Source organism: Nitrosarchaeum koreense MY1 (assembly GCF_000220175.1).
Lineage (GTDB): Archaea > Thermoproteota > Nitrososphaeria > Nitrososphaerales > Nitrosopumilaceae > Nitrosarchaeum > Nitrosarchaeum koreense.
Window position 1 is genome coordinate 1,453,363 of the sequence record NZ_AFPU01000001.1, and the last position, 26,030, is coordinate 1,479,392.

The 26,030-nt window shown below is 31.2% G+C and carries 31 protein-coding genes and 1 tRNA gene; 16 read left to right on the forward strand and 16 right to left on the reverse strand.

The features are described from left to right. The first annotated feature begins 25 nt into the window (after positions 1-25). Positions 26-418, forward strand: coding sequence for an archaeal heat shock protein Hsp14 (gene hsp14 / locus MY1_RS08425; protein WP_007551556.1), 393 nt, complete (start codon positions 26-28; stop codon positions 416-418). On the opposite strand, the gene MY1_RS08430 is transcribed toward hsp14, so the two are convergent. The 7 genes from MY1_RS08430 to MY1_RS08460 form a co-directional block, all read right to left on the reverse strand. Then, positions 419-1,966 carry an ABC1 kinase family protein gene (locus tag MY1_RS08430; protein ID WP_007551557.1) on the reverse strand — a complete coding sequence of 516 codons (1,548 nt, stop codon included), beginning with the start codon at positions 1,964-1,966 and terminating at the stop codon, positions 419-421. A 2-nt stretch (positions 1,967-1,968) separates the two neighbouring features. Beyond that, positions 1,969-2,355, reverse strand: coding sequence for a hypothetical protein (locus tag MY1_RS08435; protein ID WP_007551558.1), 387 nt, complete (start codon positions 2,353-2,355; stop codon positions 1,969-1,971). Positions 2,356-2,435: 80 nt separating this feature from the next. Further along, positions 2,436-2,594 (reverse strand): hypothetical protein, encoded by a 159-nt coding sequence (locus tag MY1_RS08440; protein WP_007551559.1) that lies wholly within the window; start codon positions 2,592-2,594, stop codon positions 2,436-2,438. Positions 2,595-2,832: 238 nt separating this feature from the next. Next, the gene (locus MY1_RS08445; protein ID WP_007551561.1) at positions 2,833-3,165 is read right to left on the reverse strand and encodes a hypothetical protein; all 333 of its coding nucleotides are present in this window, start codon (positions 3,163-3,165) and stop codon (positions 2,833-2,835) included. Positions 3,166-3,209: 44 nt separating this feature from the next. Next, a complete protein-coding gene (locus tag MY1_RS08450; protein WP_420835206.1) occupies positions 3,210-4,511 on the reverse strand; it encodes a COG1361 S-layer family protein in 1,302 nt (433 codons plus the stop codon). After that, positions 4,508-5,155 (reverse strand): ABC transporter ATP-binding protein, encoded by a 648-nt coding sequence (locus MY1_RS08455; protein WP_007551563.1) that lies wholly within the window; start codon positions 5,153-5,155, stop codon positions 4,508-4,510. The genes MY1_RS08450 and MY1_RS08455 overlap by 4 nt, the downstream gene beginning before the upstream one ends. Before the next feature lie 49 nt (positions 5,156-5,204). Beyond that, positions 5,205-6,392 (reverse strand): ABC transporter permease, encoded by a 1,188-nt coding sequence (locus MY1_RS08460; protein ID WP_007551564.1) that lies wholly within the window; start codon positions 6,390-6,392, stop codon positions 5,205-5,207. Between the two features lie 117 nt (positions 6,393-6,509). Between MY1_RS08460 and MY1_RS08465 the strand changes: the two genes are divergently transcribed. Both MY1_RS08465 and MY1_RS08470 read left to right on the forward strand, forming a co-directional pair. Beyond that, entirely contained in the window at positions 6,510-7,412 is a 903-nt protein-coding gene (locus MY1_RS08465) for an AsnC family transcriptional regulator (protein WP_048110129.1), read from the forward strand. A gap of 25 nt (positions 7,413-7,437) precedes the next feature. Further along, a complete protein-coding gene (locus MY1_RS08470; RefSeq protein ID WP_007551566.1) occupies positions 7,438-7,950 on the forward strand; it encodes an NUDIX hydrolase in 513 nt (170 codons plus the stop codon). Here MY1_RS08470 and MY1_RS08475 read toward each other — a convergent pair whose 3' ends face one another. Further along, positions 7,951-8,931 (reverse strand): AbrB/MazE/SpoVT family DNA-binding domain-containing protein, encoded by a 981-nt coding sequence (locus MY1_RS08475; protein WP_007551568.1) that lies wholly within the window; start codon positions 8,929-8,931, stop codon positions 7,951-7,953. It lies immediately after the preceding gene. 65 nt (positions 8,932-8,996) lie between these two features. Between MY1_RS08475 and MY1_RS08480 the strand changes: the two genes are divergently transcribed. The 7 genes from MY1_RS08480 to MY1_RS08505 are packed head-to-tail and all read left to right on the forward strand — an operon-like array spanning position 8,997 to position 14,308. Continuing rightward, positions 8,997-9,911 carry a pantoate kinase gene (locus MY1_RS08480; protein WP_007551570.1) on the forward strand — a complete coding sequence of 305 codons (915 nt, stop codon included), beginning with the start codon at positions 8,997-8,999 and terminating at the stop codon, positions 9,909-9,911. Between the two features lie 10 nt (positions 9,912-9,921). Continuing rightward, positions 9,922-10,686 carry a 4-phosphopantoate--beta-alanine ligase gene (locus MY1_RS08485; protein WP_007551572.1) on the forward strand — a complete coding sequence of 255 codons (765 nt, stop codon included), beginning with the start codon at positions 9,922-9,924 and terminating at the stop codon, positions 10,684-10,686. Then, on the forward strand, positions 10,679-11,518 hold the full coding sequence (gene panB / locus MY1_RS08490) for a 3-methyl-2-oxobutanoate hydroxymethyltransferase (RefSeq protein ID WP_007551573.1): 840 nt from the start codon (positions 10,679-10,681) through the stop codon (positions 11,516-11,518). Before MY1_RS08485 ends, panB begins: the two co-directional genes overlap by 8 nt. Next, positions 11,508-12,767, forward strand: coding sequence for a bifunctional phosphopantothenoylcysteine decarboxylase/phosphopantothenate--cysteine ligase CoaBC (gene coaBC / locus MY1_RS08495; protein WP_007551574.1), 1,260 nt, complete (start codon positions 11,508-11,510; stop codon positions 12,765-12,767). Before panB ends, coaBC begins: the two co-directional genes overlap by 11 nt. A 1-nt stretch (position 12,768) precedes the next feature. Beyond that, entirely contained in the window at positions 12,769-12,930 is a 162-nt protein-coding gene (locus MY1_RS09965) for a hypothetical protein (protein WP_007551575.1), read from the forward strand. Between the two features lie 27 nt (positions 12,931-12,957). Beyond that, complete coding sequence (locus MY1_RS08500) at positions 12,958-13,800, forward strand: methyltransferase domain-containing protein (RefSeq protein WP_007551576.1); 843 nt, start codon at positions 12,958-12,960, stop codon at positions 13,798-13,800. Between the two features lie 19 nt (positions 13,801-13,819). Then, positions 13,820-14,308, forward strand: a complete 489-nt coding sequence (locus tag MY1_RS08505) for a DUF3888 domain-containing protein (RefSeq protein ID WP_007551577.1) — start codon at positions 13,820-13,822, stop codon at positions 14,306-14,308. A gap of 2 nt (positions 14,309-14,310) precedes the next feature. On the opposite strand, the gene MY1_RS08510 is transcribed toward MY1_RS08505, so the two are convergent. Continuing rightward, entirely contained in the window at positions 14,311-15,375 is a 1,065-nt protein-coding gene (locus MY1_RS08510; RefSeq protein WP_048110132.1) for a M24 family metallopeptidase, read from the reverse strand. A 26-nt stretch (positions 15,376-15,401) separates the two neighbouring features. Between MY1_RS08510 and MY1_RS08515 the strand changes: the two genes are divergently transcribed. Then, on the forward strand, positions 15,402-16,454 hold the full coding sequence (locus MY1_RS08515; protein ID WP_007551579.1) for a DUF814 domain-containing protein: 1,053 nt from the start codon (positions 15,402-15,404) through the stop codon (positions 16,452-16,454). Between the two features lie 73 nt (positions 16,455-16,527). Next, entirely contained in the window at positions 16,528-16,806 is a 279-nt protein-coding gene (gene sepF, locus MY1_RS08520) for a cell division protein SepF (RefSeq protein ID WP_007551580.1), read from the forward strand. Here the strand turns inward: sepF and MY1_RS08525 are convergent. Both MY1_RS08525 and psmB read right to left on the reverse strand, forming a co-directional pair. Continuing rightward, a complete protein-coding gene (locus MY1_RS08525; protein ID WP_007551582.1) occupies positions 16,798-18,735 on the reverse strand; it encodes a beta-CASP ribonuclease aCPSF1 in 1,938 nt (645 codons plus the stop codon). The genes sepF and MY1_RS08525 overlap by 9 nt on opposite strands. 7 nt (positions 18,736-18,742) lie before the next feature. Further along, on the reverse strand, positions 18,743-19,375 hold the full coding sequence (gene psmB / locus MY1_RS08530; RefSeq protein WP_007551584.1) for an archaeal proteasome endopeptidase complex subunit beta: 633 nt from the start codon (positions 19,373-19,375) through the stop codon (positions 18,743-18,745). Positions 19,376-19,451: 76 nt separating this feature from the next. Between psmB and MY1_RS08535 the strand changes: the two genes are divergently transcribed. Next, entirely contained in the window at positions 19,452-20,516 is a 1,065-nt protein-coding gene (locus MY1_RS08535; RefSeq protein WP_007551585.1) for a sn-glycerol-1-phosphate dehydrogenase, read from the forward strand. A 1-nt stretch (position 20,517) separates the two neighbouring features. On the opposite strand, the gene MY1_RS08540 is transcribed toward MY1_RS08535, so the two are convergent. Genes MY1_RS08540 through MY1_RS08550 form a run of 3 tightly spaced genes read right to left on the reverse strand, consistent with a single transcriptional unit; the run spans position 20,518 to position 22,992 of the window. Next, positions 20,518-21,267 (reverse strand): peptidylprolyl isomerase, encoded by a 750-nt coding sequence (locus MY1_RS08540; RefSeq protein ID WP_048110134.1) that lies wholly within the window; start codon positions 21,265-21,267, stop codon positions 20,518-20,520. 41 nt (positions 21,268-21,308) lie between these two features. After that, on the reverse strand, positions 21,309-22,454 hold the full coding sequence (locus tag MY1_RS08545) for a pyridoxal-phosphate-dependent aminotransferase family protein (protein WP_007551589.1): 1,146 nt from the start codon (positions 22,452-22,454) through the stop codon (positions 21,309-21,311). A gap of 43 nt (positions 22,455-22,497) precedes the next feature. Then, positions 22,498-22,992, reverse strand: a complete 495-nt coding sequence (locus MY1_RS08550; protein WP_007551590.1) for a nicotinamide-nucleotide adenylyltransferase — start codon at positions 22,990-22,992, stop codon at positions 22,498-22,500. A 64-nt stretch (positions 22,993-23,056) separates the two neighbouring features. On the opposite strand from MY1_RS08550, the gene rtcA reads away from it, so the two are divergent. Beyond that, entirely contained in the window at positions 23,057-24,079 is a 1,023-nt protein-coding gene (gene rtcA / locus MY1_RS08555) for an RNA 3'-terminal phosphate cyclase (protein WP_007551591.1), read from the forward strand. Here rtcA and MY1_RS08560 read toward each other — a convergent pair. Continuing rightward, entirely contained in the window at positions 24,062-24,559 is a 498-nt protein-coding gene (locus MY1_RS08560; protein WP_007551592.1) for a CopD family protein, read from the reverse strand. The two genes, rtcA and MY1_RS08560, sit on opposite strands and share 18 nt — an antisense overlap. A gap of 100 nt (positions 24,560-24,659) precedes the next feature. On the opposite strand from MY1_RS08560, the gene MY1_RS08565 reads away from it, so the two are divergent. Beyond that, entirely contained in the window at positions 24,660-25,136 is a 477-nt protein-coding gene (locus MY1_RS08565) for a hypothetical protein (RefSeq protein WP_007551593.1), read from the forward strand. Between the two features lie 9 nt (positions 25,137-25,145). Here the strand turns inward: MY1_RS08565 and MY1_RS08570 are convergent. Next, positions 25,146-25,219: transfer RNA gene (locus MY1_RS08570), tRNA-Val, on the reverse strand. Between the two features lie 83 nt (positions 25,220-25,302). Here MY1_RS08570 and bluB point away from each other — a divergent pair. Continuing rightward, entirely contained in the window at positions 25,303-26,013 is a 711-nt protein-coding gene (gene bluB / locus MY1_RS08575; RefSeq protein ID WP_007551594.1) for a 5,6-dimethylbenzimidazole synthase, read from the forward strand. Positions 26,014-26,030 lie beyond the last annotated feature (17 nt).

Consider the following 26,030-nt stretch of genomic DNA (forward strand, 5'->3'; position numbering starts at 1 on the left):
CTAAAAATTAAGCACATATCTCAAAATGGGACTAGTTAAATCAATGGCAAAAGAAATGATCAAAGAAATAGGGAATAAATCTAGAGAATTTTATGAATTTGTTCTACCTCCTGTAGATATGTATCTGGATAATGACAAATTGATATTAATAGTTGACATGCCAGGATTTACAAAAAAAGACATAAAATTATCATTAGATGGAAACATTCTCTCCATAAACGCATCAAAAGAAATTTCTGAAGAAAAAAATCGCAACATTATCTGCAATCAGAGACCAAATGTCATAGATAAAAAAATCAGATTGCCTATTGAACTTAGAGAAGGAGAAAATGGGATGAGTTCTGCAAAATATGATAATGGTGTATTAACAATAATAATTTTAGTTAAAAAACACGGTAAAGATATTCCCATAGAATAATTATCGTTTTCTAAATATTGTAAAAATACTCATTATTATCAAAGAACCTATTATTCCAGTAATTCCTAGAGATTTATTTGTAGTATACAAAACCGTAGAACCAACAAATATTGCAGATGAAAGTATACTTCCAGAAAGCAAAACATTGGATTTAGGTTTTGTATGTAGTTGGATTGATCTATTTTCATCAATGAGTTTCTTAAGTTCTGGAGCAATTGAGATAGTGGCATCAATTGATTTTGCAAATCTTTGAAACGAATATTTGAGTTCTTCAATGTATGCATCTTTGATTAGATGTTCTTCTTGTAAAATTTCTCTCAATACTTTGACAAATTTAAAATCAACTTTATGTGTTTTGTAAATTCCTTCAATGATAGACGCCATTCTCATGTATAGCGCCAAATTTTTTGGAAGAACAAATGGGAATTTACTCATTGTTTTGTTTGCAAGTTCCATCAAACTTTGTACTTCCATCTCATCAGGTTTTTTTCCATGCATTGCGCGAACTGCCAATTCGATTCCTTTTTCTATTACTGAACGGTTAAAGTCAGGAGTTAGCATTCCGAGGTCCGCCATTGCGTTAACTGTTCGAGGTGGATCTTTCTCAACTAGGGCAAGATAAAGTCGAATCAATCTTAATCTAGTATCATTGTCTAATCTCCCAACCATTCCATAATCATAAAGAATCAATTTTCCATCGTCTGTTACTGAAATGTTTCCCGGGTGAGGATCTGCATGAAATAAAGAATGATGTAAAAGCATGGTGAAAAAGACCTTATGAACATCAATGACTAGTTTGTGCCTATCAATTCCCTTTTCATCAAGTGCTTCTATATTGGTAATTTTGATACCAGGAAGGTATTCCATAGTAAGTACATTTTTTGAGGAATAATCATCATACACTGAAGGAATCGCTATGTTGCTTTTCTTCATGTCTTGCTTGATTTTTTTGAGATTTGTCGATTCTATCGTATAATCCATCTCTTCATGAATAGTTTCAATAAATTGTGAAAGCATTGCTCTTGCAGAAAAACGTAAGTTTGGATCTACAAATCTCAATGCCATTGGAAGTATTTTTTTTAAGACTTTAAGATCTTCTTCTACAACTTTTTCAATACCAGGTCTTTTTACTTTAATTACAATCTCTTGACCAGATATTCTTCCTCGATAAACTTGACCTAATGATGCACCAGAAAGAGGATTTTGATCTATGCTTTCAAATTTTTCATCAAGTGGTCCAATGTCATTTTCAATTATCGGTTTTACCAGATCAAATGGAGCTGCTGGAACACTATCTTGTAGCTTGGCAAGTTCTTCCAAGTATGGTTGTGGTAAAATATCCGCTCTTGATGAAAGCCACTGTCCTAATTTTATGTAAACAGGTCCTAATGAAATGAAAGTGTTTAAAACTTTACGTGCGTTCTTACGATATTTTTCTAAATCGGTGTCCTTGCCTTCTGTTTTAACCCACTTTCTTCTATCTTTTCGTAATGCCAAAATTGAAGGTAGTAGTTTGTAAAGTACTGTAATTGTTCTTACGTTAGACATTACTATTCTAAATAATTTTTAGCTTTTTTTGTTGCAACATACCCAATGTATCCAGCAATAATAGAAGATGTTATAGTAGCTGCTACAGTTAAGTTTTTGGATTTATTATTCTTAAGAAATAATTTTGCGATTTTTGAACCACCTAAAATTGAACATGCAACTCCAATTAGAATTTCTGGGGCATCATATACTAAATGACCAAATGGATCTTTTCTAGGATCAATTTTATCAGTATGAACTAGAAATTTATCATCATATTCTCTTATGTGCAAATTACCATATCGATATTGTTTATTTGCGCCATTTTTTTGTCCAAGCATAGTTTCATGTGCCCCATCTATCATGAATTCTCTTAACTCCTTTGGTACTTCAAACTCATCTATTGGCATAAACGCAAGATCCATTATTCGTTTATAATCTTAGCCATAATAAAATTAAAAAATTTTCATATTTTTTATGCCTAAAAAATTTATTTTTTAGATTTTGATTCTTTTATTCTCTCTTTTCCAAATAATACAAAACTTGCAATGAATACAATCAACATAGAAATTCCAGTAATATAAGCAAAATTAAATCCAATTCCAAGAAGATTTGTTTCATAATTAGAAATTAAATAGGTAGCAGCCAATAAGAGCATACCAACGATTGTCAATTTTTGATGATTTCGCATTATTTTTAATTTTTTTCTATGTATATGAATTTAGAAATAAAAAAGGATTCAGAGAAATGGTGTTGTTATGAATCCAACTATACTACCAACTAGAAATAGAAATATGCTATTTGCCATGCCTGATTCATATCATCTCAACTTAATCATATAACAATAATGCAAATGTCCCAGAATAGGGAATTAGAATTGATCGAGCTTAAGGCGGGGAATTCACCGTAGAAAGTTTTTTTATAACTTGTTCAAGTTCCACTTTATTATCATTAATTACTCGTTTTAGAACTGAGATCTCTTGGTTTAGTTGGTTTAAACTAGAATTATCAGAATTAATCAGTTTGTCTTCTAATTCTAAAAGCAGTTGTTGATTATACTGGTTAATTTTTTCTAGTTCTTCTTTGTAGATTTGTAATTTTTCGTATGGATCTGATTGCTCAAGAGTTTCTGGAGAATTTTGATTTGCAATATAACCAAAAAAGATCACTATGCTTCCTATAGCTAAAACTACAATCATGACAATAATAGATAATCTCATTTTAAACAGTTCTTTTTCTATTATTTCTAATTTAAAATTTAATTTTAACTGGTCTGAATTTTTGATTTTTTACGCCTACGAATCACATAGAGTCCTATTATAGCTGCTACTATTAATGGAATAATAAACATAAAACTATTATCAGATTGAACTTTTTCTGGTTCTTTTACAAATATTGTTGCATCATGTGTATACAATATTTCATCTCTGACACTATCTTTGTATCTTACAGTTAGTTTGATATTATGTTCTCCATATCTTGGCTCACCATCAAATTCTAATGGAATGTTAAATGGCACAGGTGAATCAATTTCAATTTCATCAATAAATTGAGTTTTTGTTTTAATATTTGAATCTCCCTTAGGTTCAATTGTAACAAAACTAAACACTGCATTTTCGTTTCCTTCGTTTATTATTTCTCCAACAACCATTTGTGTATTAGATAGTTCAATTACTCCTACATCATACATGTTAAGTTCAATCAATCCTTTAATGTAAAAATCAACAATTTTAGAAATAGTTTGTAAATCACCATGTGCATTATAGAATTGAATAGATAATGGAATTCGTAATGTATCTTGTTGAAGATTTCCAGGTACGTATACTGTAGCAGTAAGATATCTTGATGATTTTGGATTTATGTTGCCAACATCCCAATTAGATTCTAAGATTACTACGTTTTCAACATTGGTAGTTGATGATGAAGTTGATGCAAGTTCTGTTTGAGTGTTAGTAGCTACGATATCCACACTAGATAATGGTGCAGTTCCATCATTTGTAATTTCAATCACAACATTGTTTGATTTTAAAGATGTGAGAAATGGATCCAATGCCTTAACATTGATTATGCTATCGCCTGTAACTTTAAAGGTAAATTCAGAAAATGAAGTTCTAACTCCTGATTCTCTTATTCTAGAATAATCAACTTTAACAGTACCGGGATACTGTTTAATTTGAATATTTTTATCAATATTAACATTAAATGTCATATAGAAAGTATCGCCAGCCAATGAATTGGAATCACTATTAGCAGTTATTAGTGAACCAGGACCATCTGCTGAAGAAAATCCAACTGGAAGAGATAGTTGGCCTTTGATTCCAGTAATATCTTGTGTTCCTACATTTGCAAATACTACAGTAAATGGGACATTATCATCGCCAGGATCAATTTCAATTTTATTGTTAAATGTTCCAAAATATCCTTCTAGGAATTTTACATCTCCAAACTCTCTTTCAAATGGCGATTGACCAAAACCACCAGATTTGATTTGAGCGTATGAATCATCAATAATTAATGGAATGAGCAACAACATACTTAATGAAAATAAAATTTTGTAATTTATCATACTAAAACCTCCAATTCAGATGGTTGATTTCCCTCAGATGCTTTTCCATCTTTGATTGTAATTACTCGATCAGCATCTCCAAAATGTTGTTGATCATGAGTAACAATGATGAATGTTTGATTCAGTTCTTTTGCCATCGATTTCATCAAATCAACAATTATTTTAGAAGTTACAGAATCCAAATTACCAGTTGGTTCATCAGCTAAAACAATTGAAGGATGATTTATCAAACCTCTAGCAATTGCTGCTCTTTGTGCTTGTCCACCTGAAATTTTATTTGCTCTTTTGTTAATTTGATTCTCTAATCCAACTGCTTTCAATAATTCTCTAGCATTTTTTTCAGCAGATTCAGTAGTTCCAGCAATTTCTCTTGGCAGTAATACATTTTCAAGAACAGTCAGATCAGTTAAAAGATTTGAAAATTGGAAAATGAATCCTAATTTTTTATTTCTAAATGTTGAGATTTGATTGTCAGATAAATTTGATGTGTCTGTTCCATCTATGAAGACCTTACCATTTGTAGGACGATCTAAAAGACCTATCATGTTAAGTAAAGTAGATTTTCCAGAGCCAGAACTACCTACAATTAATACAAATTCTCCTTTTTCAATTGAAAATGATACATTATCTAGGGCTTTTACCATATTTTCGCCAGCGCCATAAATTTTACTTAAATTATTAATTTCAAGTACTTTAGACAGTTCTCATTGCCTCCACAGGTAATAATTTAGTCGCCCTATACGATGGATATAATGAAGCAATTATTGCTAATATAAAAGACATTACTGCAGTTTGAATAATTTTTTCCCAGTTGTAACTTACTTCCAACGGGAGGCTATTATTGAATGACATTTTAGTCTCCTTTGCATAAAATGTATAACCTAAGCCTGCTGCAGTACCAACCCCAGCACCTATTGCACCAATTATCATTCCTTGAAAAATAAAAATAACCAAGATGTCTTTTCGCGTAGCACCAATTGATCTCATTACTCCTATTTCTCTAGTTTTTCCATTAACTAACATCATTTGAATTGTAACAATAGCAAATGCCGATGACATCATTCCAAAATAGCCAATCATGTTTATCATAGCAATACCAGATCTAAAACCAGCTAATTGCTCTTCAGCTGATTCTTCTATTGTTTCTGCAATAAAATCGTCATTGGGAAAAGCAGCTAAAAAGAAATTTTTAACATCATCTGCTTTAGTTGGATCATTTAGTTTTACCATTATTGAACCTGATTCACCGTTTCTATTCATCATGTCACGTAAAGTATCAATGTGTACAACGACACTATAATCAAAGCCTTGTCCACCTGGTGATTGTGCTATACCAGTAACTACAAACCTTCTAATTTGATCTTGACCATATCTATCAACAATTTTTAATTTTAGACTATCACCTACTTCAGCGCCACCAATATCTCGTGCAACATTAGAACCTAATACAATTGAATTTTTAGCAAAAACATATTGTCCATCTGTTATAGTTTCATGAACTGTGGAGGCTTGAATATCTCTAAATGGATCAACACCCACAATAGGAATTCTTGTTTCTTCATGTAATGTACCAAATTTTGTCATATTGATTGATGCACTTGATGATAACCGGGGAGTAGCTGCTTCTACATACGGGATTCTTTCAAACCAACTAACTAATGCTTGATCAGACTTGTCGATATAGTCTTCTTCATCTGTGATTAGAACATTCCCATTTCTATAATTTGAGATATCTCTAACAATTGCATCAAACAATCCCTGAAAAATTACAAAATTTACATGAATTACCAAAATTCCAATAGTAACAGCTAAAACAGCTCCGATTAAACTTCCTTTTTTATTAAATAGCATTCTTTTTGCTAATCGTAATCGATATTCCATAAGAAGACTAAAAATAGTCTGATATTTAATGTATATTATCTATAGTGCTAACAGTATAGACATTTTTATATCTTATTAGTTAATTGTATACAACATGAAATTGATTCAGGTGACATATTGGACAATTTAGATATCAAAATTCTAAGTAGATTACTAAATAATTGCCGAGAATCCGATAGACAGATTGGAAAGGAGTTAGGAATATCAGGTGGAGCAATTAGGGCACGTATTAAAAAAATGCAGGAATCCAAAATAATTGAGAAGTTTACGATTAAAGTTGAACCTCCAATTTTAGGACTAGGTGTTTTGTATATTGTGGTATCAGGACAAAACATCAAAGATATTTTAGAACAAATCAGGTTAGTCGGAGAACCATTTTTTGTTGTGCCATGTGTTGGTGGAATCACAGTGTGTAGTATAGTAATAAAAGAAAATTTACAACAAAAAATAGAACTTGCAAATAAACTAATGAAGGATGTAAGAGTACTATCAATTTTTGAAGCAGAAAGTCCAGGATATAGTTCTAATCTAACTAAAACAGATCTAGAAATTTTAGAATATTTGATAAAAGAACCAAGACAAAAAATTGAAAAAATAGCGAAAGAAATGTCAATGTCTACAAAAACAGTTACAAGATGTATTGACAAATTACAAAAAAATAATGGTATTCAATTTACATTAATTTACAATCCAAGAAAAATTGAAGGTTTTATTTCACATGCCATACTTGCATGGATTGATGGAAATCTTAAAGAAACATTGGATAAAATGAATAGTGAACTTTCTGAATCATTTATACAGATACCATTTATTGCGAAAAACCAAATAGTGTTATTCATGTATAGTCATGACATTTTTGAAATGGATGAATTAGCTAAAATAGTTAGAAACATGAATGGAGTAAAATCTGCAGATTTATTCATACCAAAAGAGATATCATTTCCAATGAAATGGTTAGAACAAGCTATCAATATTGCTAAAAAATCTCCAACACTACATATTTCATATCAAACAAATTAAATATTAATCAAATTATGAATCAAACATGAAGAAGAAAATCTATGAAGGTAAAATATTAGGTCTTAGTATTTATGATTTAGTAATTGAAGGTAGAAAAGTAAAACGTGAGATGATAGAACATAGAGGTGCAGCAGCAATTTTAGCATTTGACGAAAACAATAAACTGATACTTGTAAAACAACATAGATATCCTCATGGTTATGTAATTGAAATTCCAGCAGGAACATTAGAAAAAAAAGAAAACCCAAAGAAATGTGCTTTTAGAGAATTAGAAGAAGAAACAGGGTACAGTGCTAAAAAAATGACTCCATTAATCACGTATTATCCCTCTATAGGGTACAATACTGAGGCTATTCATTGTTTTGTGGCCTCTGGAATAAAGAAAATTACAGATTTGAAGCTAGATGAAGATGAAATATTATCTGTAGTAAAGATGGATTTTAAAAAAGTAATTACGATGATAAAAAATGGAAAAATTCAAGATTCAAAGACAATTTGTGCAGTTTTAACATATGCATTAAAAAATAAATTAAATTAATTATTTATTGTATATTGGTTTTACAAGATCTACTACATCTGCCCATGATTTAGTAATTCGTTCAAACATATACACAAGATCAAGAAGATCAATTGGAATTTCTTTTTTATTTCCAATTGTGTTTCTTAGTTTAGAAAGATTTTCCTGATATTTTTTGTGTAATGCAATAGCTTCAATAGCTAAACGTCGATCAGGTTTTGTAAAAGCATCGATAGACTTTTCTGCAAGATCATTAAAATTTTGAACTACATCAAAAATTTTCTTCAAATGTTGATCAGGTAAAGATGAATTATATATAAAATCAGCAAGTTCAACTATTGTATCACCAGCATTTTCTAAAAGATTTGCAGCTACTCTATAATCTAAAATATCTATATTTTCTAAATTAAATACATTAGCTAATCGTTTATCAACAAGTGTACTTCTGATTAAACGTACAAGAAGAAAATATTGCCTGTTTACTTCTACATCTCTATTTGATAATGTCCGTAAATTAGATTTATCATTTAAAATTAATCCATTTGATACATCTTCATACATTCCAAGTGCTATAGAACTCATTCTTTTTAGAATTTTTTCTGGATTAAGTGTTGTAGCATCTAAAAGAAATTGCATGTTAATATGTGAGGCATCTTCTTCAATAATTTCCATTCCAACTAATCGTCGCATGGAATTTCTAATTTGTTCTCTATCAACACCAGGTATAGTTGATTTGGAATTGATTAGTATAACATCATATCCTAGTAGATATGCTCCAGTGATATCAGCAACGATATTTTCATCTTTAGGTAATGGATATGAAATTACAAGTTCTTTGGTAGGACGCATTTCTTTATTTGCAGAAATAGAAATTGTATCTTGTCCAGTTTCCAGTTCAATTTGACTGCCTTTATCTAGATTATTAGCAACTATCCATTCTTTTGGTAATGAAACTAGTATGCTGCTACCTATCCGTTGTAGGCGTCGAATGAATTTAGTCAATTTATACTAGTATAATTAATTTAAGCCATATTCTTATATTTTGTGTAAAATTTAAACTATGATCAATGGAATCCACTGCATTTTGTCCTGCTCATGTAACAGGTTTTTTCAAAGCGTACTTAGAAAAAGATGATCAAAAAACTCCAGAAAAAATAGGTTCTATGGGTGCTGGATTTTCAATAAGAGAGGGAGTTACCACACATATCAATATTTTACCAAAAATAAATCAAAATTCTAATTTTAAAATTACAACTATAGGCTATGAATCAGACAAGACAGACGTTTCAGAATATGTTTTAAATGAATTTTTAAAGCTTGGAAATTTTGAAGATATGTTTTTTGATATACGACATGAGATTACCATACCTGTTGGATATGGTTTAGGTTCTAGCAGTGCTGTTGCGTTGTCATTATCATATGCATTAGATCATGTGCTTAAAACAAAATTAGATCACACTATGATTGGTCAGATTGCTCATAATGCTGAAATAAATTGCAATACAGGGTTAGGTGATGTTTTAGCATCATACCATGGAGGTTTTGAAATTAGAATTAAACCAGGAGCACCAGGAATAGGCCAAGTAGAAAAAATCAATCCTGGAGAAATCACAATAATCATGATTTGTTTTTCCCCAATTTCCACAAATAAGTTCATCAAAGAACGTTTGTCTCAAATTAATGGTCTTGGTGGAAAAATGGTAACGAAATTATTAGAATCAAAAAATTATGAGCATTTTGAAGATATGTCATTAGAATTTGCAAAATATATTCAAGTAATGACATTAAGAATGGAAAATTTAATTCAAGAATTATCTTTAAATGGAATAAAATGTGGTGTTGCATTATTTGGTGAGACTGTATTTACTATGATTCCAAAAGAAAAAGAAGAGAAGGTTTTACAAATTTTAAAAAAATATTCCGAAGCAATAATTATAAAATCAGAATTGGATAATCAAGGAGCAAGAGTGCTCAATAATTAATTGAATATAGATGTCTTTAATTCCAAAATCTCATCCTAGAGCTAAATCTCTTTTAATTAGAGAAAAACTTGTTTTAGGATTTGAACAGGGATTAGTAGCTAGAGAAGGTCTCTTAGCACATGGTAGAGGAGAAGCTTTTGATTATTTACTTGGTGAAAAAACAAACAAGGCTGCGAAACAAGCAATCAAGGCTGCTGCAGCACAAATCCTTTTGGCAAAATTACCAATCATTTCAATCAATGGAAATATTGCAGCATTGTGCCCAAAAGAAATAATCAATCTTGCCAAAATTTCAGGTGCAAAAGTTGAAGTAAATTTGTTTTATGCTAATGAAAAGCGAAAAAAGAACATCATAAAGATTCTAAAAAAGAATGGCGCAAACGAAATTTTAGGTATAAATCCTAATTTTTCAACCACGCTATCAGGATTAGATTCTGCTAGAAGAATAGTTGATAAAAATGGAATATTTGCAGCCGATGTTGTAATTGTTCCATTAGAAGATGGAGATAGAACCATGGCGTTGAGAAAAGCTGGAAAAATAGTCATAACATTTGATCTTAATCCACTTTCAAGAACTTCACAAACGGCAAATATTACAATAATCGATAATGTGATTCGTGCCGTAGAATTGTTATCTATAACTTGTAAAAAATTATCAAAAAATAACAAAAATACACTTGAAAAGATCGTCAAGAATTTTAATAATAAAAAAAATCTTTCAGATAACATAATTGAAATTAGAAATAATTTAACAAGGAGATCTCGTTTTGCATAAATCAGTCTACGATATTATTCGAATGAAAAAAGATGGTAAAAAAATTTCAGTCGTTACAAGTTATGATTATACACTTGCTTCACTTTGTGATAAAGCAGGAATAGACGTTCTACTTGTTGGAGATAGTGCGGGCATGGTAATGCTTGGCTATGAAAATACCATACCAGTAACAATGGATCAAATGTGTATGTTTACAGAAGCAGTTAGTAGAGCAAGGAAAAATGCTTTGTTGGTTGCAGATTTACCATTTATGTCATATCAAGTAAGTATTGAGGATGCAATAAAAAATTCTGGCAAATTAATACAAGCAGGAGCTGATGCAGTAAAACTAGAAGGTGGAATTGCAATGTCAGAAACAATTAGTGCAATTACAGATATCGGTATTCCAGTAATGGGCCATATTGGATTACAACCACAAACAACAATGTTATCTGAAGGATATAAGGTACAGGGGAAAACAAAAGACACTGCAATAAAATTAATTGAAGATGCAAAGGAGCTTGAAGAAGCTGGTGCGTTCAGTATTGTTTTAGAAATGGTAAGTCATGAGGTTGCACAAATAATTTCAGAGACAGTAAGTATACCAACGATTGGAATTGGTTCAGGAGTTGGTTGCAACGGACAGGTTCTAGTTGTGCAAGACTTGTTGGGAATGTATGAAAAAATCAAACCGAAATTTGCAAAAAGATATTTGAATTTATCAGAGGAAATTGTAAAATCTCTTGAAAATTATAAAACAGAAGTAGAATCAGGCATATTTCCTGCCCAAGAAAACTGGTTTTCAATGGATGAAGATGAATTTAAAAAACTACGAGAGCAAATTGGCAGCTAAAAAGAAGATCATTAAGGAAAAGAATCACCCATCATTAGATATTGTGAGCTCATATGGAGTTGAACTTTCTGGGAAAAAAATCGTTCTTTGTGTAGCAGGAAGTGTAGCAGCATACAAAGCAATCGAATTAGCAAGATTGCTAATGAGACATGGTGCAGATGTCAGATGTGTTACAAGTGATGCAGTTACAAAATTAGTACAACCAGATTATTTCAAGTGGGCAACAGGAAATGCAGTAATAACAAAGCTAACAGGTGAATTAGAACATATTAAATTAGCAGACTATAACCAATCAGATCTCATCATAGTTTATCCAGCAACGGCAAACACACTGGGAAAATTAGCTAATGGTATTGACGATACACCAGTATCTACGGTGCTTACAGTAGGATTTGGTTCAAAGATTCCAATTTTGATGTGTCTTGCCATGCATGCATCAATGTATGAAAATGCAGCAGTAAAAAAGAATGTGGAATTTTTAAAGAATAAAATTGAATTTTTATCTCCTCAACAAACTGAAGGTAAAGCAAAAGCTACCGAACCAGAAGATGTTTTAGATTATGTATTAAAAAAATTTGGATTTTCATCTATTTTAAAAAATAAAAAAGTTTTGATTACAGCTGGACCAACAATTGAATATATTGATCCTGTTAGAATAATTACAAATCAAAGCTCAGGAAAAACTGGTATGTTATTAGCCTCAGAATTAATTTCGTCAGGAGCTAAAGTCACATTAGTTTATGGTCCAGGAAGTGAAAAACCACCAAAGGGAGTAAAATTAATTAAAATTTCTACAAGCAATGAAATATTTAATGTTGTAAAAAAAGAGATGCAAAATAAATTCGATATTGTAATAATGACAGCTGCTATATCAGACTACATTCCAGAAAATCCTAGCAAAAATAAAATAAAAAGTTCTAAAAATAAAATAAAAATCAGCCTCAAAAAGACTCCAAAAATAATTAATTTTATTAAAAAATATCAGAAAAATGTATTCTTGGTAGGTTTCAAAGCTGAGGCAAATATTCCAAAAAATGAATTAATTTCACTTGCAAAGAAAAAAATGATAGAGTCAAATGCAGATATGATCATCGCAAATGACATTGGTTCAAAAAGATATAAAAAAAATCCTGAAAGTAATGAGATATTGATCATAGATTCAAACCGTGTAATTTCATCTGGTTGGATGAAAAAAGAAAAGATTGCCAAATTAATTATAAAAGAGATTGAAAATAAAATAAAAACATAAAATGAAAAAATCAGAAATAAAAAAACTTTTAGCAGAATATAATCAAATTAAATTAAAGAAAATACAAAACGAAAAAACATTAGATAAGCTAAAAGAGATTGAACATAGATATTTTCACGAGACAGGAAGAACAATTAAATCAGATTTTAAAGAGATTACATAAAATATATCATCAAATATCAAAAATATAATGAAACTAGATCATACAGAGTATAAACAAAGAAACATCAAGATATGGAATGAAATAGCACCAAGATATCATAAAAGATGGGCTGGTGTTAATCAAGGACCATTTCAAAGTACTTCAAAATTAGTTGATCTGGTAAATGTAAAGAAAGATGATAGTATTTTAGATCTTGCATGTGGTACAGGTGCAGTTACAAAAAAAATTCTGAATAGAATTGGAAATTCAGGACGTGTTATTGGAGCAGATGCTTCAGTTACTGCAATTAATATTGCAAAAAAATGGAATGGTAAAAAATCCAATTTAGATTTTATAAATATTGATGCTGAAAAATTTAATTTTAATCATAAATTTGACATTATAACATGTCAGTATGCATTATTTTTTTTCCCAAATGCACAAAAAGCATTAAAAAATATCAGAAATAGCCTCAAAAAAACAGGAACATTAGGAATATCAGTTCATGGTCATAAAGACAAAGTTCCATTTTTTAGCAGTATTTTAGATGCTATTACAAAATTTATTCCAGATTATGTACCACCTGGTACACCTAATTTAGATAGATTTGGAACAAAAAAATCATTATACGATGAAATAAAAAATGCAGGATTTTCAAAAATTTCAATAAAAGATTTTACATTTAGCTATAGTCCTGGAAACTTTGAAGAGTACTGGAAAAATTATCTGAAATACATTGCCAAACCAATTAAGGAAAAAGTAGATGCACTAGATAAATCTCAGAGAAGTGAGTTGAAACAGGCAGTTAAACAAAATACTATTCCATATACAAAAAGAAATGAGGTAATAGTATTTCCTTGGCAAGTTTTAATTTTAACTGCAAAATACTAGATTAGTAGTAGGGAGTAGAATGGGTAAAAATAACAAAAAGAAAGAAGATGAACCAAAAAAGTCAGATTTTAAGTCATTTCTAAAAAAAAGAGCTCCAATTTATCTAGGCATAGTAGCAATTTTTGTGGTATTTGTAATTCCTGAATTAACAAAAGGCAACTTAGAAAATAGTTTTCCAGACAATTTAACAAATGAAGAAAAACAAATTTTAGAAATTTTAATGGCATATAATGGTCCAAATGAAAAAGGATTAACCGTATTGAATGCAATTAAAGAACAAATTGCTAAAGAGTATCCTGATGAAAAAATATACGATAACAAAAAGACAAAAGTGGAACTAAATATTACTAAAGTTGATTCTACTGAAAATTACAAAGTAGTTTTAATATTTGAATCCTATAAAGGAAAGATAGACTATATCTGGAATGTAAATCAAATTACAAAAGAAATCAAGGCTGAAAGCTCAAATGCAAAACACGTAATTGATATTGTAAACTATTACGACTAAAATTAGATAGTAATTAGATCTTTTGTAAATTTATGCAAAATTATTGGTTTATCTTTTACAATTAAGGAGTCTTCAATTCTTACTCCAAATTTATTTGGTATATAGATTCCAGGTTCTACAGTAATAGCCATATTCTCTTTTAATTTGGTATCACTTCGATATGAGATAGTTGGTAACTCATGAACTTCAAGTCCAATACCATGACCTGTTGAATGAATAAAATATTTTCCATAGTTTTGTTCTTCGATATATTTTCTACAAGCAGAGTCTACATCTTTACAATTAATATTTGGTTTAACTGATTTTAATCCAAGTTTTTGTGATTCTTTTACAATTTCATAGACCTGTTTTTCTTTAGGAGATATTTTTCCAATTGCAAATGTTCTAGTTGCATCTGAAACATATCCTTTGTATCTCAATGTAAGATCAACTACTACGAGATCTCCTTTTTTGAATTTTCTGTCAGTTACTTGTGCATGTGGTAATGCTCCATTGGATCCTCCAGCTATAATCAAAGGGTTAAGTGTTGATTTGTATCCAGTATCAAACATTTTTTGTTCCATTGCGTATGACATCAAGATTGTTTGTAATTCAGACTCTTTTTGACCTACTTTCATTTTTTTATTACAAAGTTCATACATTTCATCAATTATCTTTGAAGCTTTTTTCAAAATATTGATCTCTAATTCATCTTTTATAATACGAGAATCATAAAATGGTTCAGTAGATGATATTATCTTAGGGACAGATTTTTTGAGAGATGTCATTACTGAATAATTTTGGCAATCAGTACAGACAGATTTTTTTTTGATTTTATTGATTAATGAAGAGATTAATCCCATACCACGTTCTGCAGTAATTACATCACAGTCTTCAGATTCTTCTTTAACACGGCCTACTTCAAGTTCAGGAGCAATAATGGTAGTTTTTCCTCCTTTTTCCAACATACCAATTGCCTCCCCCCAAAATCCAGTCATGTAGAATAAATTTTCAGGCTCAAATGCAATTAGTGTATCACAGTCGATCTTTTGAGCGAATTTGAGAAGATTTTTTCTTCGTTCCTTCACAAAAATATCACAGCAATTCTCAATTTATGTATGATGTAAAGTTTGTATACAGCAATTTTGATTTTTTTAATATGGCAGACGAAAAAAAGAAAGTAGTTGCTCTGTTATCTGGTGGTTTAGATAGCCAGCTTGCAGTTAGAATGATGCAGGAACAGGGATTTGAAGTTTCAGCTGTTGCAATAAAAACACCTTTTTGTGATTTTGATTGTGGAAGAGGTTGTGGTTTTGAGATTAGAGAAAGAGCTGATGATCTTAATGTCAATTTAAAAACTGTGTATCTTGGTGATGAATACATTGAGATGTTAAAACATCCGAAACATGGTATTGGTGCTGGATTTAATCCATGTGTTGATTGTAGGACTATGATGTTTGATGCTGCAAAAAAACATATGGAAGAGATCGGTGCTGAATTTATAATTTCGGGAGAAGTGTTAGGACAAAGACCAATGAGTCAACATGCTCCTTCATTAAGAACAATTGAAAAAGATTCAGGTCTGATAGGAAAAATTGTTAGACCATTATCTGCAGGATTACTTCCAGAAACAGATCCTGAAAAAAATGGATTGATCAAAAGAGAAAATCTTGGGATGATTAAAGGAAGAACTAGAAGAGCACAATTAGAGATGGCAAAGAAATATGGAATTGAAAATCCACCTAATGCTGGTGGTGGATGTCTTTTAACTGATCCAACATTTGGTTTACGTGCAAAAGATTTGTTTTCACACATTGAAACTCCTACAATAAATGATATTGATCTACTAAAAGTAGGAAGACATTTCAGATTAGATGAACAAACTAAATTTGTTGTTGGCAGGAATAAAGATGAAAATGAAATGATAAAAGCAATTGCATTACCTGATGATATTTTATTACAGGTTCGTGATCATATGGGGCCAGTTTCAATTTTACGTGGAAAGAATGCAGATATGTATGTAAAATTTGCATCTTCTATTACCTTAAGATATTCAGATGCACCAAAGGGAATACAATCAACAATTACTATTTCTAAAAACAACATAACAAACGAAATCACAGCAGAGCATGCTGAAGAAGAATCATACATTAAATTTAGAATTTAGGCATGATTTTTTTTTGGAATTAGTTAAAACTAAGGAAGAGTTTTTGAAGGAGTAGATCGCATTTTCTTCAAGGATGCAAAAACAGGAAAATCCCACATATTTGAAAGCCATTACTATACGAGACATTAGTGATGTACATTCTATTAAAGAAGATATCAAAAAAGAAATGATTTTAATTCTTAGAGTTACACCATTGGCTCAAAAAAATGTTGAACAGCTTAGAAAAGTAGTTGAGGAGTTGTATTCTATTGCAAAAACTGAGGGTGCAGATATTGCAAGATTGGGTGAAGAAAGAATTATTGTGGCACCATCAAATATTAAAATCTGGAAACCAGAATACGATCTAAAATAATTTGATCGCTTCTTGAACTTGAGGATAGTGTGCAGGAACTCTAAACATTCTTCTAATATTCATTGCCAAATTTTCTGATTTTCGTCGTTCTCCGTGATTTACTAGTACTCTACGAAGTTTTGGTCTTAGTCTTTGAACAAATGACATTAGCTGATTATAATCGCTGTGTCCACTAAACCCATCTAGTTTTTCAACACTGCAATTAATTGTAACAACTTCTACTTTTCCTTCTTTACCTAACATAGTAACTTGTTTTGAACCATCTAATACTCTTCTACCCATAGTTCCATTGACTTGATATGAAACAAACAAGACCTTGTTCTTTTTATCAGGAGCAATATTTTTGAAATATTCTAAAACAGGTCCACCTTCTAACATTCCAGATGTTGCCAAAATAATACAAGGTGAATTGTCTCGCATAGGTTCTTCTCGTGTATCAGCGTGCTCAATGTTTGTAAAGTATTCTGAGTCAAATGGATTATCATCAGTTTCTAAGATTTTCTGTTTTAATTCTCTAGCAAGGTATTCAGGATATGCCTCGTGAATTGCAGAAGCTTCTGAAATCATTCCTTCTGTAAAAACAGGAGCTTCAACCATTTCACCGGATTTCATATAGTGATCAATTACCATCATGATTTCTTGTGCACGACCGACCGCAGGAATAGGAATGAGAACTTTTCCTCCATCAGCAAGAGTGTTATTTACTGCATTAATGAAAGCAGATTCTACTTCTTGTCTGGTTGGTTGAATGTCTTCTTTTGCACCGTATGTACTTTCAATTAACAGAGTTTCAACTCTAGGGAAATTCCAACTGGCTGCTTCAAATAAAATACTTTTTCCAAATTTAATATCACCGGAATAAACAAAATTATGATCACCATTGCCAATATGAAAGTGACATAAAGCTGAACCTAAAATATGACCTGCATTTGCAAGTACTAATTTAATGTCAGGAGAAATATCTGTAACAGTACCATATGGTAAAGTAATTGCTTGTTTCATGATTTGTTTAACATCTCTTTCGGAGTAAATTGGTGTTCTACCTTGTGCAGCAGCAACTTTGATTGCATCTAATTGAATAAGATTCATCATGGGTAGTGTTGGTTCTGTACAATAAATTGGTCCTTTATAACCAAATTTACACAATGCAGGTAAGAACCCAGTGTGATCTAAGTGTGCATGTCCAATCACTATTGCATCAAGTTCGTCTAAAGTAATATCTAGGAAATCTAATCTAGGAAAAGAATCCATTGGGTGTTTAGCACCAGGATTTATACCACAATCAACTAGGATTTTACTTTCAGGAGTAGATAAGAGCATACAAGATCTCCCCACTTGACTAAAACCGCCAAGTGTTATGAGAGATACCTCAGATTTTTGTGCTAATCTAGGTCTAAATATCTCATCTCCAATTTGTTTGAATTGCTTGCTTCGTTCAACAGCTGTGAGTTTTAGATTTGCATTTATTGTTTGAATAGTACGAGATGGTATTGTAGTTGCTTTTCTTATACGGAGTTTCCAACCTATTTTTTCAGTTATTTCAGCATGATTGAATTCTTTTGCATCTCTTTGTAGTAACCAAGGTCTTTTAGCTTCAATTGAAACTTCACCTGTAGCAGTATCAAAAAATGCCCCTTGAAAATTTGCTTCTTTTGGAATACATTCAGCTAAAATTTTTCTTGCGTCTTCTTCTGATTTTCTAATAGATTCGTCAGTTCGTACAACAATTCTTTTTTTAATTATATTAACAAGATTAGAAATTGTTTCGTTGTTTTCCATCAAATAACGTGGTGAATTTGTATACAACGCAATTCTTGGTCCTTCATATTCAATTTTTGTTACTTTAGCTTCTTTGGGTATACTTTGCAGTATGATCGCCATCATATTTTGGCTAGGAGGTAATTCTTTTTGTTGCTGTTTTCTTTGCATTAAATCACTAAAGTTCGATGACTGCTTTCTTTTGTTCTTCAGTCAAAAGACGGAATCCGTCTTTATCCATAACTGCGATGTTAATTCCATCGCCAGTACCAATGTTTCTAACTATTGCGGCTTTTACTGCTCTTAGAGCAATTTTTTTTGCTTCTTCTACTGTTAGATCTGATCTATATTCTTCTTCTAACAAACCATATGCTACAGGAGAGCCACTACCTGTTGTTACATAAGATTTTTGTTCAACTGAACCAAACATGTCGATATTAAATAATGCAGGGCCATTTGCATCATAACCACCAACGAGAATATCTGCCATGAATGGATAACCACGATTCTGATGAAATATGAGAGAACAGAGTCTAGCAAGAGAATGAATTGAAATCGGTCCCTGTTTTTCTACTCTATGAAGATTTGAATGATAACGAAGTATATCCACAATGTTTTGAGCATCTGCTACACCTCCAGCTAAAGTCAAGCCTGCGTGTGCATCAATTTTTTGAATTTTCATAGTATTGTTATTTGCAATGAAATATCCAGCACTGGCTCTCATATCAGCGCATAAGACAACACCGTCTTTAGCCTTGATACCTACAGTGGTAGTCCCGTGCAGAATTTTTTCTTCAACATTATTTGACAAAATACACCTATTAGAGATATTAGGAAATGCATGACACCCTTTTAAATAACTTTTTGTTCCATTGAAATGATAAATAATGACAAAAAGTCATGATCGTATGCAGTCGCATACGATGGAACTGCCCAGGCTCATTGAGATTGGGGAGAGAAACATAGGTGATTTTGGAAAGTTTGTTAATTCTCTCAATAAATCAAAAAGAATTTCGTTAATCAGCGGAACAAATGTAACAAAAATTATTCAGAAAAAAATTGAAAGTTCGTTAAAATCCAATAAAATAAAATTTGTTTGGCATATGTCTGGAAACAATACAATTCCAGCCATAAATACGATCCAAAAAGACGTAAAAAAAGATCAAAGTGACTTGATTGTAGGTATTGGAGGAGGTCGTTCTGTAGATACTGCTAAAATGATTGCATTTAACCTAGATAAACCGTTTGTAAGCGTACCAACAGCTGCTTCGCACGACGGAATGGCAAGTCCATTTGTTTCTATTGTTGGCGATAAACCGCACTCAATTGTTGCATCAGCACCGTTAGGAGTATTTGTAGATATTGATATAATTCGTAAAGCGCCTCCAAAACTTTTAGCTAGTGGTTGCGGTGATCTTATTGCAAATATCATAGCTGTTAAAGATTGGCGGTTAGGACATGAAAAAACAGGTGAGTATTACGGTAGATATTCTGCAGATTTAGCATTGATGAGTGCAAAGATAGTTATGGAAAATTCAAGTTATTATGCTAAAAACGGACTAGATGTAAGAATAATTGTTGAAGCATTGATTAGTGCAGGAGTTGCGTCTTGTATTGCAGGTAGTAGTAGACCGTGTTCAGGAGCAGAACATCTTTTTTCACATGCTTTAGATAAGATTGCACCTGGAAGAGGTCTTCATGGAGAGAAATGCGGTATTGGTTCTATTATGATGGCAAAGTTACAAGGACAAGATTGGAAAAAAATTGTAAAAACGTTAAAAGATGTTGGTGCACCAACATCAGCAAAACAAATTGGTTTAAAATCTGAAGAAATTGTAACTGCTCTAATGATTGCACAAGAATTAAGGCCTGAAAGATATACTATTTTAAAAGAAATTGAAATGACAGAGAAAAAGGCGTTGAATCTTGCAAAAGTAACTAATGTAATTTGATTTAAGCTGTTTTTGGTTCTGGTGTTTTTTCTTCTTTGGTTTCAGCTTTCTTTGTTTGAGTTTGTTTGTTGAGATGTGTTTCAATAAAGTTAATTTTCTCTAATGATGGAACAAATTTGAAAATATCTAATTGTATGAAGTGTTTCATTATTTGAAGTCCATCAGCTCGTAGTATTTCTTCAGGAATTGTAATGTTTACTTCTTTATCTTTTAATTCAAATGCAATCTTTGAATCTTCTAGTGGCAGTCTATTTTTTAGAATTCCATCGACTTTATCATTTGGAGTTTCAAGTGATTTTACTACATTAACATCATAAAGAATTGTTTTCCCTGCATATCTATGATTATAATCGATTTGGACTCTTCCTGAGCCAATATATCTTATAATTCCTCTCTTATTGTCAACTTCAATTGTATCACCTACAGAAACTTTTTCAGCGTCTTCACCAAGCTTTCTAATTGGAATCATTCTAACTTTACCAGAATCACGTTCGCCAAATCCCTTGTCAGGTGTAACTTCAATTGTGAGTTTATCACCTACTGAAGTTTTAGCTAATGCTTCATCTAATCCTTTGAGAACAGGATATGATACTTCGCCAATTGAAACAAGCTTTGGTTGATATTTTACATTTGATTCATGAATAGAATGTTTTTTTGCATCTTCTTCAATAGTAGTATCAAAAACCTCTGCATTATCTTTAACCTTAGCAGTATAATCAATTAGTATCAATGAACCTTTATTGAAAGTCAATGTGATCGGTCTCGAATTTCCTTATATTAAGTTAACATGGATTAGAGAGCTTTTAGTTTTTCTTCAGCTGTTTTGAGACCTGCTTGGGCATCTGCATCATAACCCATCATTGCCAATGTTGATGAAATTGCAGATATTGTTCTCATAACATGATATTTGTTAACTTCTCCCATACATCCTACTCTGAAAACTTTACCTTTGAGATTTCCAAATCCTCCAGCTACCAACACTCTGAATTTTTCAGCTAGTGTATCTCTGAAAATTTTGTCTTCTAGACCATCTAGATAATTTAATGCAATAATGGATATTGATCGGTCTTCTTTTTTGGCAAATGGTGTTAGGCCTATTGCACTTAAACCAGAATATAGTGCATCAGAACAAATCTTATGTCGTTTGAATACATGTTCAAGTCCTTCTTCTAACATAATGGATAATGCTTCTCTATATGCATAAAGTAAAGGCAATGCTGGAGTAAATGGAGTATGTTTTGATTCTTCATAATATTTGAAATACCTTGCTAAATTGAAATACATTGTAGGTGGAGGGTTAGCAATCATGTATTTTTTGGCTTTAGCACTAATAGATATTGGAGAAATCCCAGGAGGTGCAGCGATTGCTTTTTGTGCACCAGTCATACATACGTCAATATTCCATTTATCAACTGGAAGATTAACACCGCCAAGTATAGAAACAGAATCTACAACATACATTGCATCGTTACGTGATGTTAAATCAGATATTCGATCAAGATAATTTACCATTGTTCCTGTAGATGTTTCATTATGAACAACATAGAATGCTTTGACATCTTTGTTATTATCAAAAGCTTCTTTTATTTTATCAAAAGTTGCATTTTCTCCAGGAGGGGTTTGAAGTTTAATTACATGAGCTCCTTGAGCTTCAATTAGTTCTGCAAGTCTACCGCTAAATTCTCCATTTACAGGAATTATGATTTTATCGCCTTTTTTGACAATATTAATTACGCTTGCTTCTACTGCTCCAGTTCCTGAGGCAGATAATGCAACTATATCATTTTTAGTTTGAAAAACTTGTTGTGTTTTTTCAACTACATCTGTGTATAATTCAACAAAGTCATCACTTCTATGATTAATTATTGGAGCAAGCATTGCTCTCATAACTCTATCAGGTACATTGGTAGGACCAGGAAGCATTGACAAATATTCCAATTTTATATCTCCATCGTAGCTTTCTAATGAGGTTTATTTATAATTAGAGATTTTTCAATCGTTGTTTACCACTAATTTTATTCAAAAAATGTTTAGTTCCTTCAGGAACAAGATCCTCCCATTTTTGATCGGATATTATCATATTTCGAATATTTGTTCCGGAGAGAACATTTCTTTTAACAAATGGAATTGACAGTACTGTAACATTACGTTTTGAATAAAGATGTCTAGTTAATTCATCATTAGTAAAAATAATATCAAATTTTGGAACTATTGTATTGATAAGTTCAATCCATTTAATGTGATTATCCAGATCTGGAATGAAATAGATTTGGATTCTTTGTTTCATAGAATCATCAATTGAAGATAAAATCATTTCTTTTCGTTCTTCAGCAGAAAATGGATTGTTTTTATCTAAAGATTTATTGGAACTGCCTAATCCTACCCATAATTTATCAACTTTGGATAATGCAAAATGTAAAGCATCTAAATGACCTAAGTGAAATGGTTGAAATCTCCCTATTAGTAATCCATTCATACAAAATAATTAGATAATTTCTTTTTAAAAAACTATCATAAAGTGCTGTATATCAAGAAAATACATGGAATTTCTAAAAATTAATGGTGAATTTGGTGAGGGCGGAGGACAAATAATTCGCACTGCAATTACATTATCATGTATTACAAAACGATCTGTAATAATAGAAAATATAAGAAAAAATAGGAATGTTCCAGGATTAAGACCGCAACATCTTACAGCAATTAAAATTCTACAAAAAATTTGTGATGCAGATGTAGAAGGAGCACAAATAGGATCAACAAGTTTAAAATTCATTCCAGGAAATGTCAAAAGTTGTAATCTAATTGAAGATGTTGGAACTGCAGGAAGTATATCTCTCATACTACAAGTATTGATTCCAGTAGCTGCAATATGTCAAAAAAAAATAAATTTAACAATCAAAGGAGGTACAGATACTCTTTGGAGTCCTACAATTGATTATACTCAATATGTTTTGAAAGAAGCATATTCTAGAATGGGAATTAAATTTTCAATGAAAGTAATCAAACGTGGTTATTATCCTAAAGGTGGTGGAGAAATAAATTTGGAAGTTTTACCATCCAAAGTAAAATCAATTACACTAAATCAAAGAAAAACAAGAAATGTAAAATTATTTTGTTCATTTTCTAATTTACCAAATGAATTAATAAAAAGAAATGTGGAAAGTTTTGAAAAAAAATTAATTGAAAAAAAATTTAATGTTCAATCTCAAATTAATGAAGAAATTGCTATTGATTCAGGAGCATCTTTGTTGATTTATAGTATTGATGACGAATCAATAAATGGAATTGATTCAATTTTTGATAAAAAAACTGAACAATTTAATTTGGATCTAGAAAGTTTTATTAAAAATAATCTTGGTGTTGATGAACGACTAGCAGACATGCTTGTTTTACCAGCATGTCTTACTAACGAAATGACAATTTTTAGAGTTAAAAATATTTCAAAACATTTAGAGACAAATTTGTTTGTGGCTTCAAAAATAACTGGTTGTAAATATGGAGTAGGTAAACTAAATGATGGTTTTGAGATTAGAATTGAAGGTATTTCATACGCCAGCATCTAGTAATGATGCAAAAAATAGAATTGCTACAGATAGGATTACAGTAATTTCTCCAAGTATGATGATTTTTTTTCTTAGTTTTTGAATTTGTTGAGTTGACATTTGTTTTGACATTATTTTTTCTTCTACATCTTTTCTAATTACTCTAACATGAATGATATATGTAATGATCAATGCTATGACTAAAATTATTTTTATAATAAGAAAATTACCATAGCTTGTTGCCATTAACAGATCAGGTTTACTCAACAATACATGTGAATTGTATAATCCAGTTCCCATTAAAATAATTAATGACGGTACAGCAATTTTGTTAAATCTCTTACCAACTTTAATCATAATTTGTAATCTTTCTTCAATTGAACCATACATTGTTTTTAGAAGTGGTGAAAAAACAATTCCAATAAAAAGAGAACCGCCCACCCAGATTGCAGCTGCAAGAAGATGAATCCACATAATTATTGCTTGTTCTAATGGAGTCATACTGTTTCATATTTCAAATCAAATATTATGTATTTGGATCTTGACAACGTTTTTTAGTTGTTCATAATCTGATATCATTGAATTGGGATTACAAAGTAAAATGATAGTGTATGCTTCTATAGCAGGATTATTTGGATTAATGGGCATAATCATCTGGTATGCCAGTCTTGATAATTCACAGTTAGAACAAGTTGAAATTCAATTATCTAGTGTAGAAGTAAAAGACGTTAATTCAATTGAAAATTCTGCAAAATTAGAAATTGTTTTTCTTGTAAAAAATCCAAGTGAAAAAACTTTTACAGTTCCTGTGATTGGATACCAGCTTTATGCAGATGATCAATTGTTGGGTTCTGGTCAATATTCCACTGAAGATATTGCCATGCCTGGTAGGGCAGTGTTTTATCCGGATTCAGAAATTCCATTGAAAAACACTTTCGTTTTAATAAAATCTGAATTAAATTCAGAAATATATCAAGCGGTTTTGGATGGCAGGATCAATAGTTTTAGTGCTGAAGGAATCATAACTACAGAAACGTCTTGGAGCTTGATAGAAAAAGAATTCAAGTCTTCAACTTAAGTTAAAGAGTGGGCCGAGTGAGATTCGAACTCACGATCACTGCCATGTCGGGGCAGTATCCTAACCGGCTAGACTACCGGCCCATTGAAGTAAAAGATTAGGTGCAGGCATTATTAACGTTTAACAAAAGAAAGGATTGAATAAAAAGAAGGAAGACGGTTAAGAGTTGACAGAAGATTTTACAGAAGAGGAAAAAAAAGGCCTCTATAAGGCAATTTATTCTAGAAGAGATGTTAGATCACATTTTACATCAAGATCTATTGATGATGATATTTTAGCTAGAATTCTAAATGCAGCACATCATGCACCGTCTGTTGGTTTTTCTCAGCCATGGAATTTTATTTTGATAAAAGAAATGATTACAAAAAAGAAGATAAAAAATTCATTTGAACAAGAAAAAAGTCGTTCATCAAAATTAATTGAAGAGCCCAAAAGATCAAAATATCTTTCGTTTAAACTTGAAGGAATTTTAGAATCTCCTATTAATCTATGTGTAACATATGATCCAACTAAATTTGGTCCATTTGTGATTGGTAGAACAAGTATTCCTGAAGCAGGGTTATACAGTGTATGCTGTGCAGTTCAAAACTTATGGCTTGCTGCAAGAACTGAAGGAATTGGACTTGGATGGGTAAGCATTCTTTCAAATGATGCACTTAAGGAAGTTTTAGAATTACCAGAACATGTTGTTCCGATAGCATATCTATGTTTGGGATATGTAGATGAATTTGCACAAAAACCAGATCTTGAAACTGCAGGATGGCTTCCAAGACTTGATCTGAAGGATGTAGTATATTTTGAAAAATGGCAAGATACTGAGAATACAGAATGGAATCAAATTCAAGAGATGATCAAAACTAATCTTGATTACGCTTAAATAATTACAAATGTTTT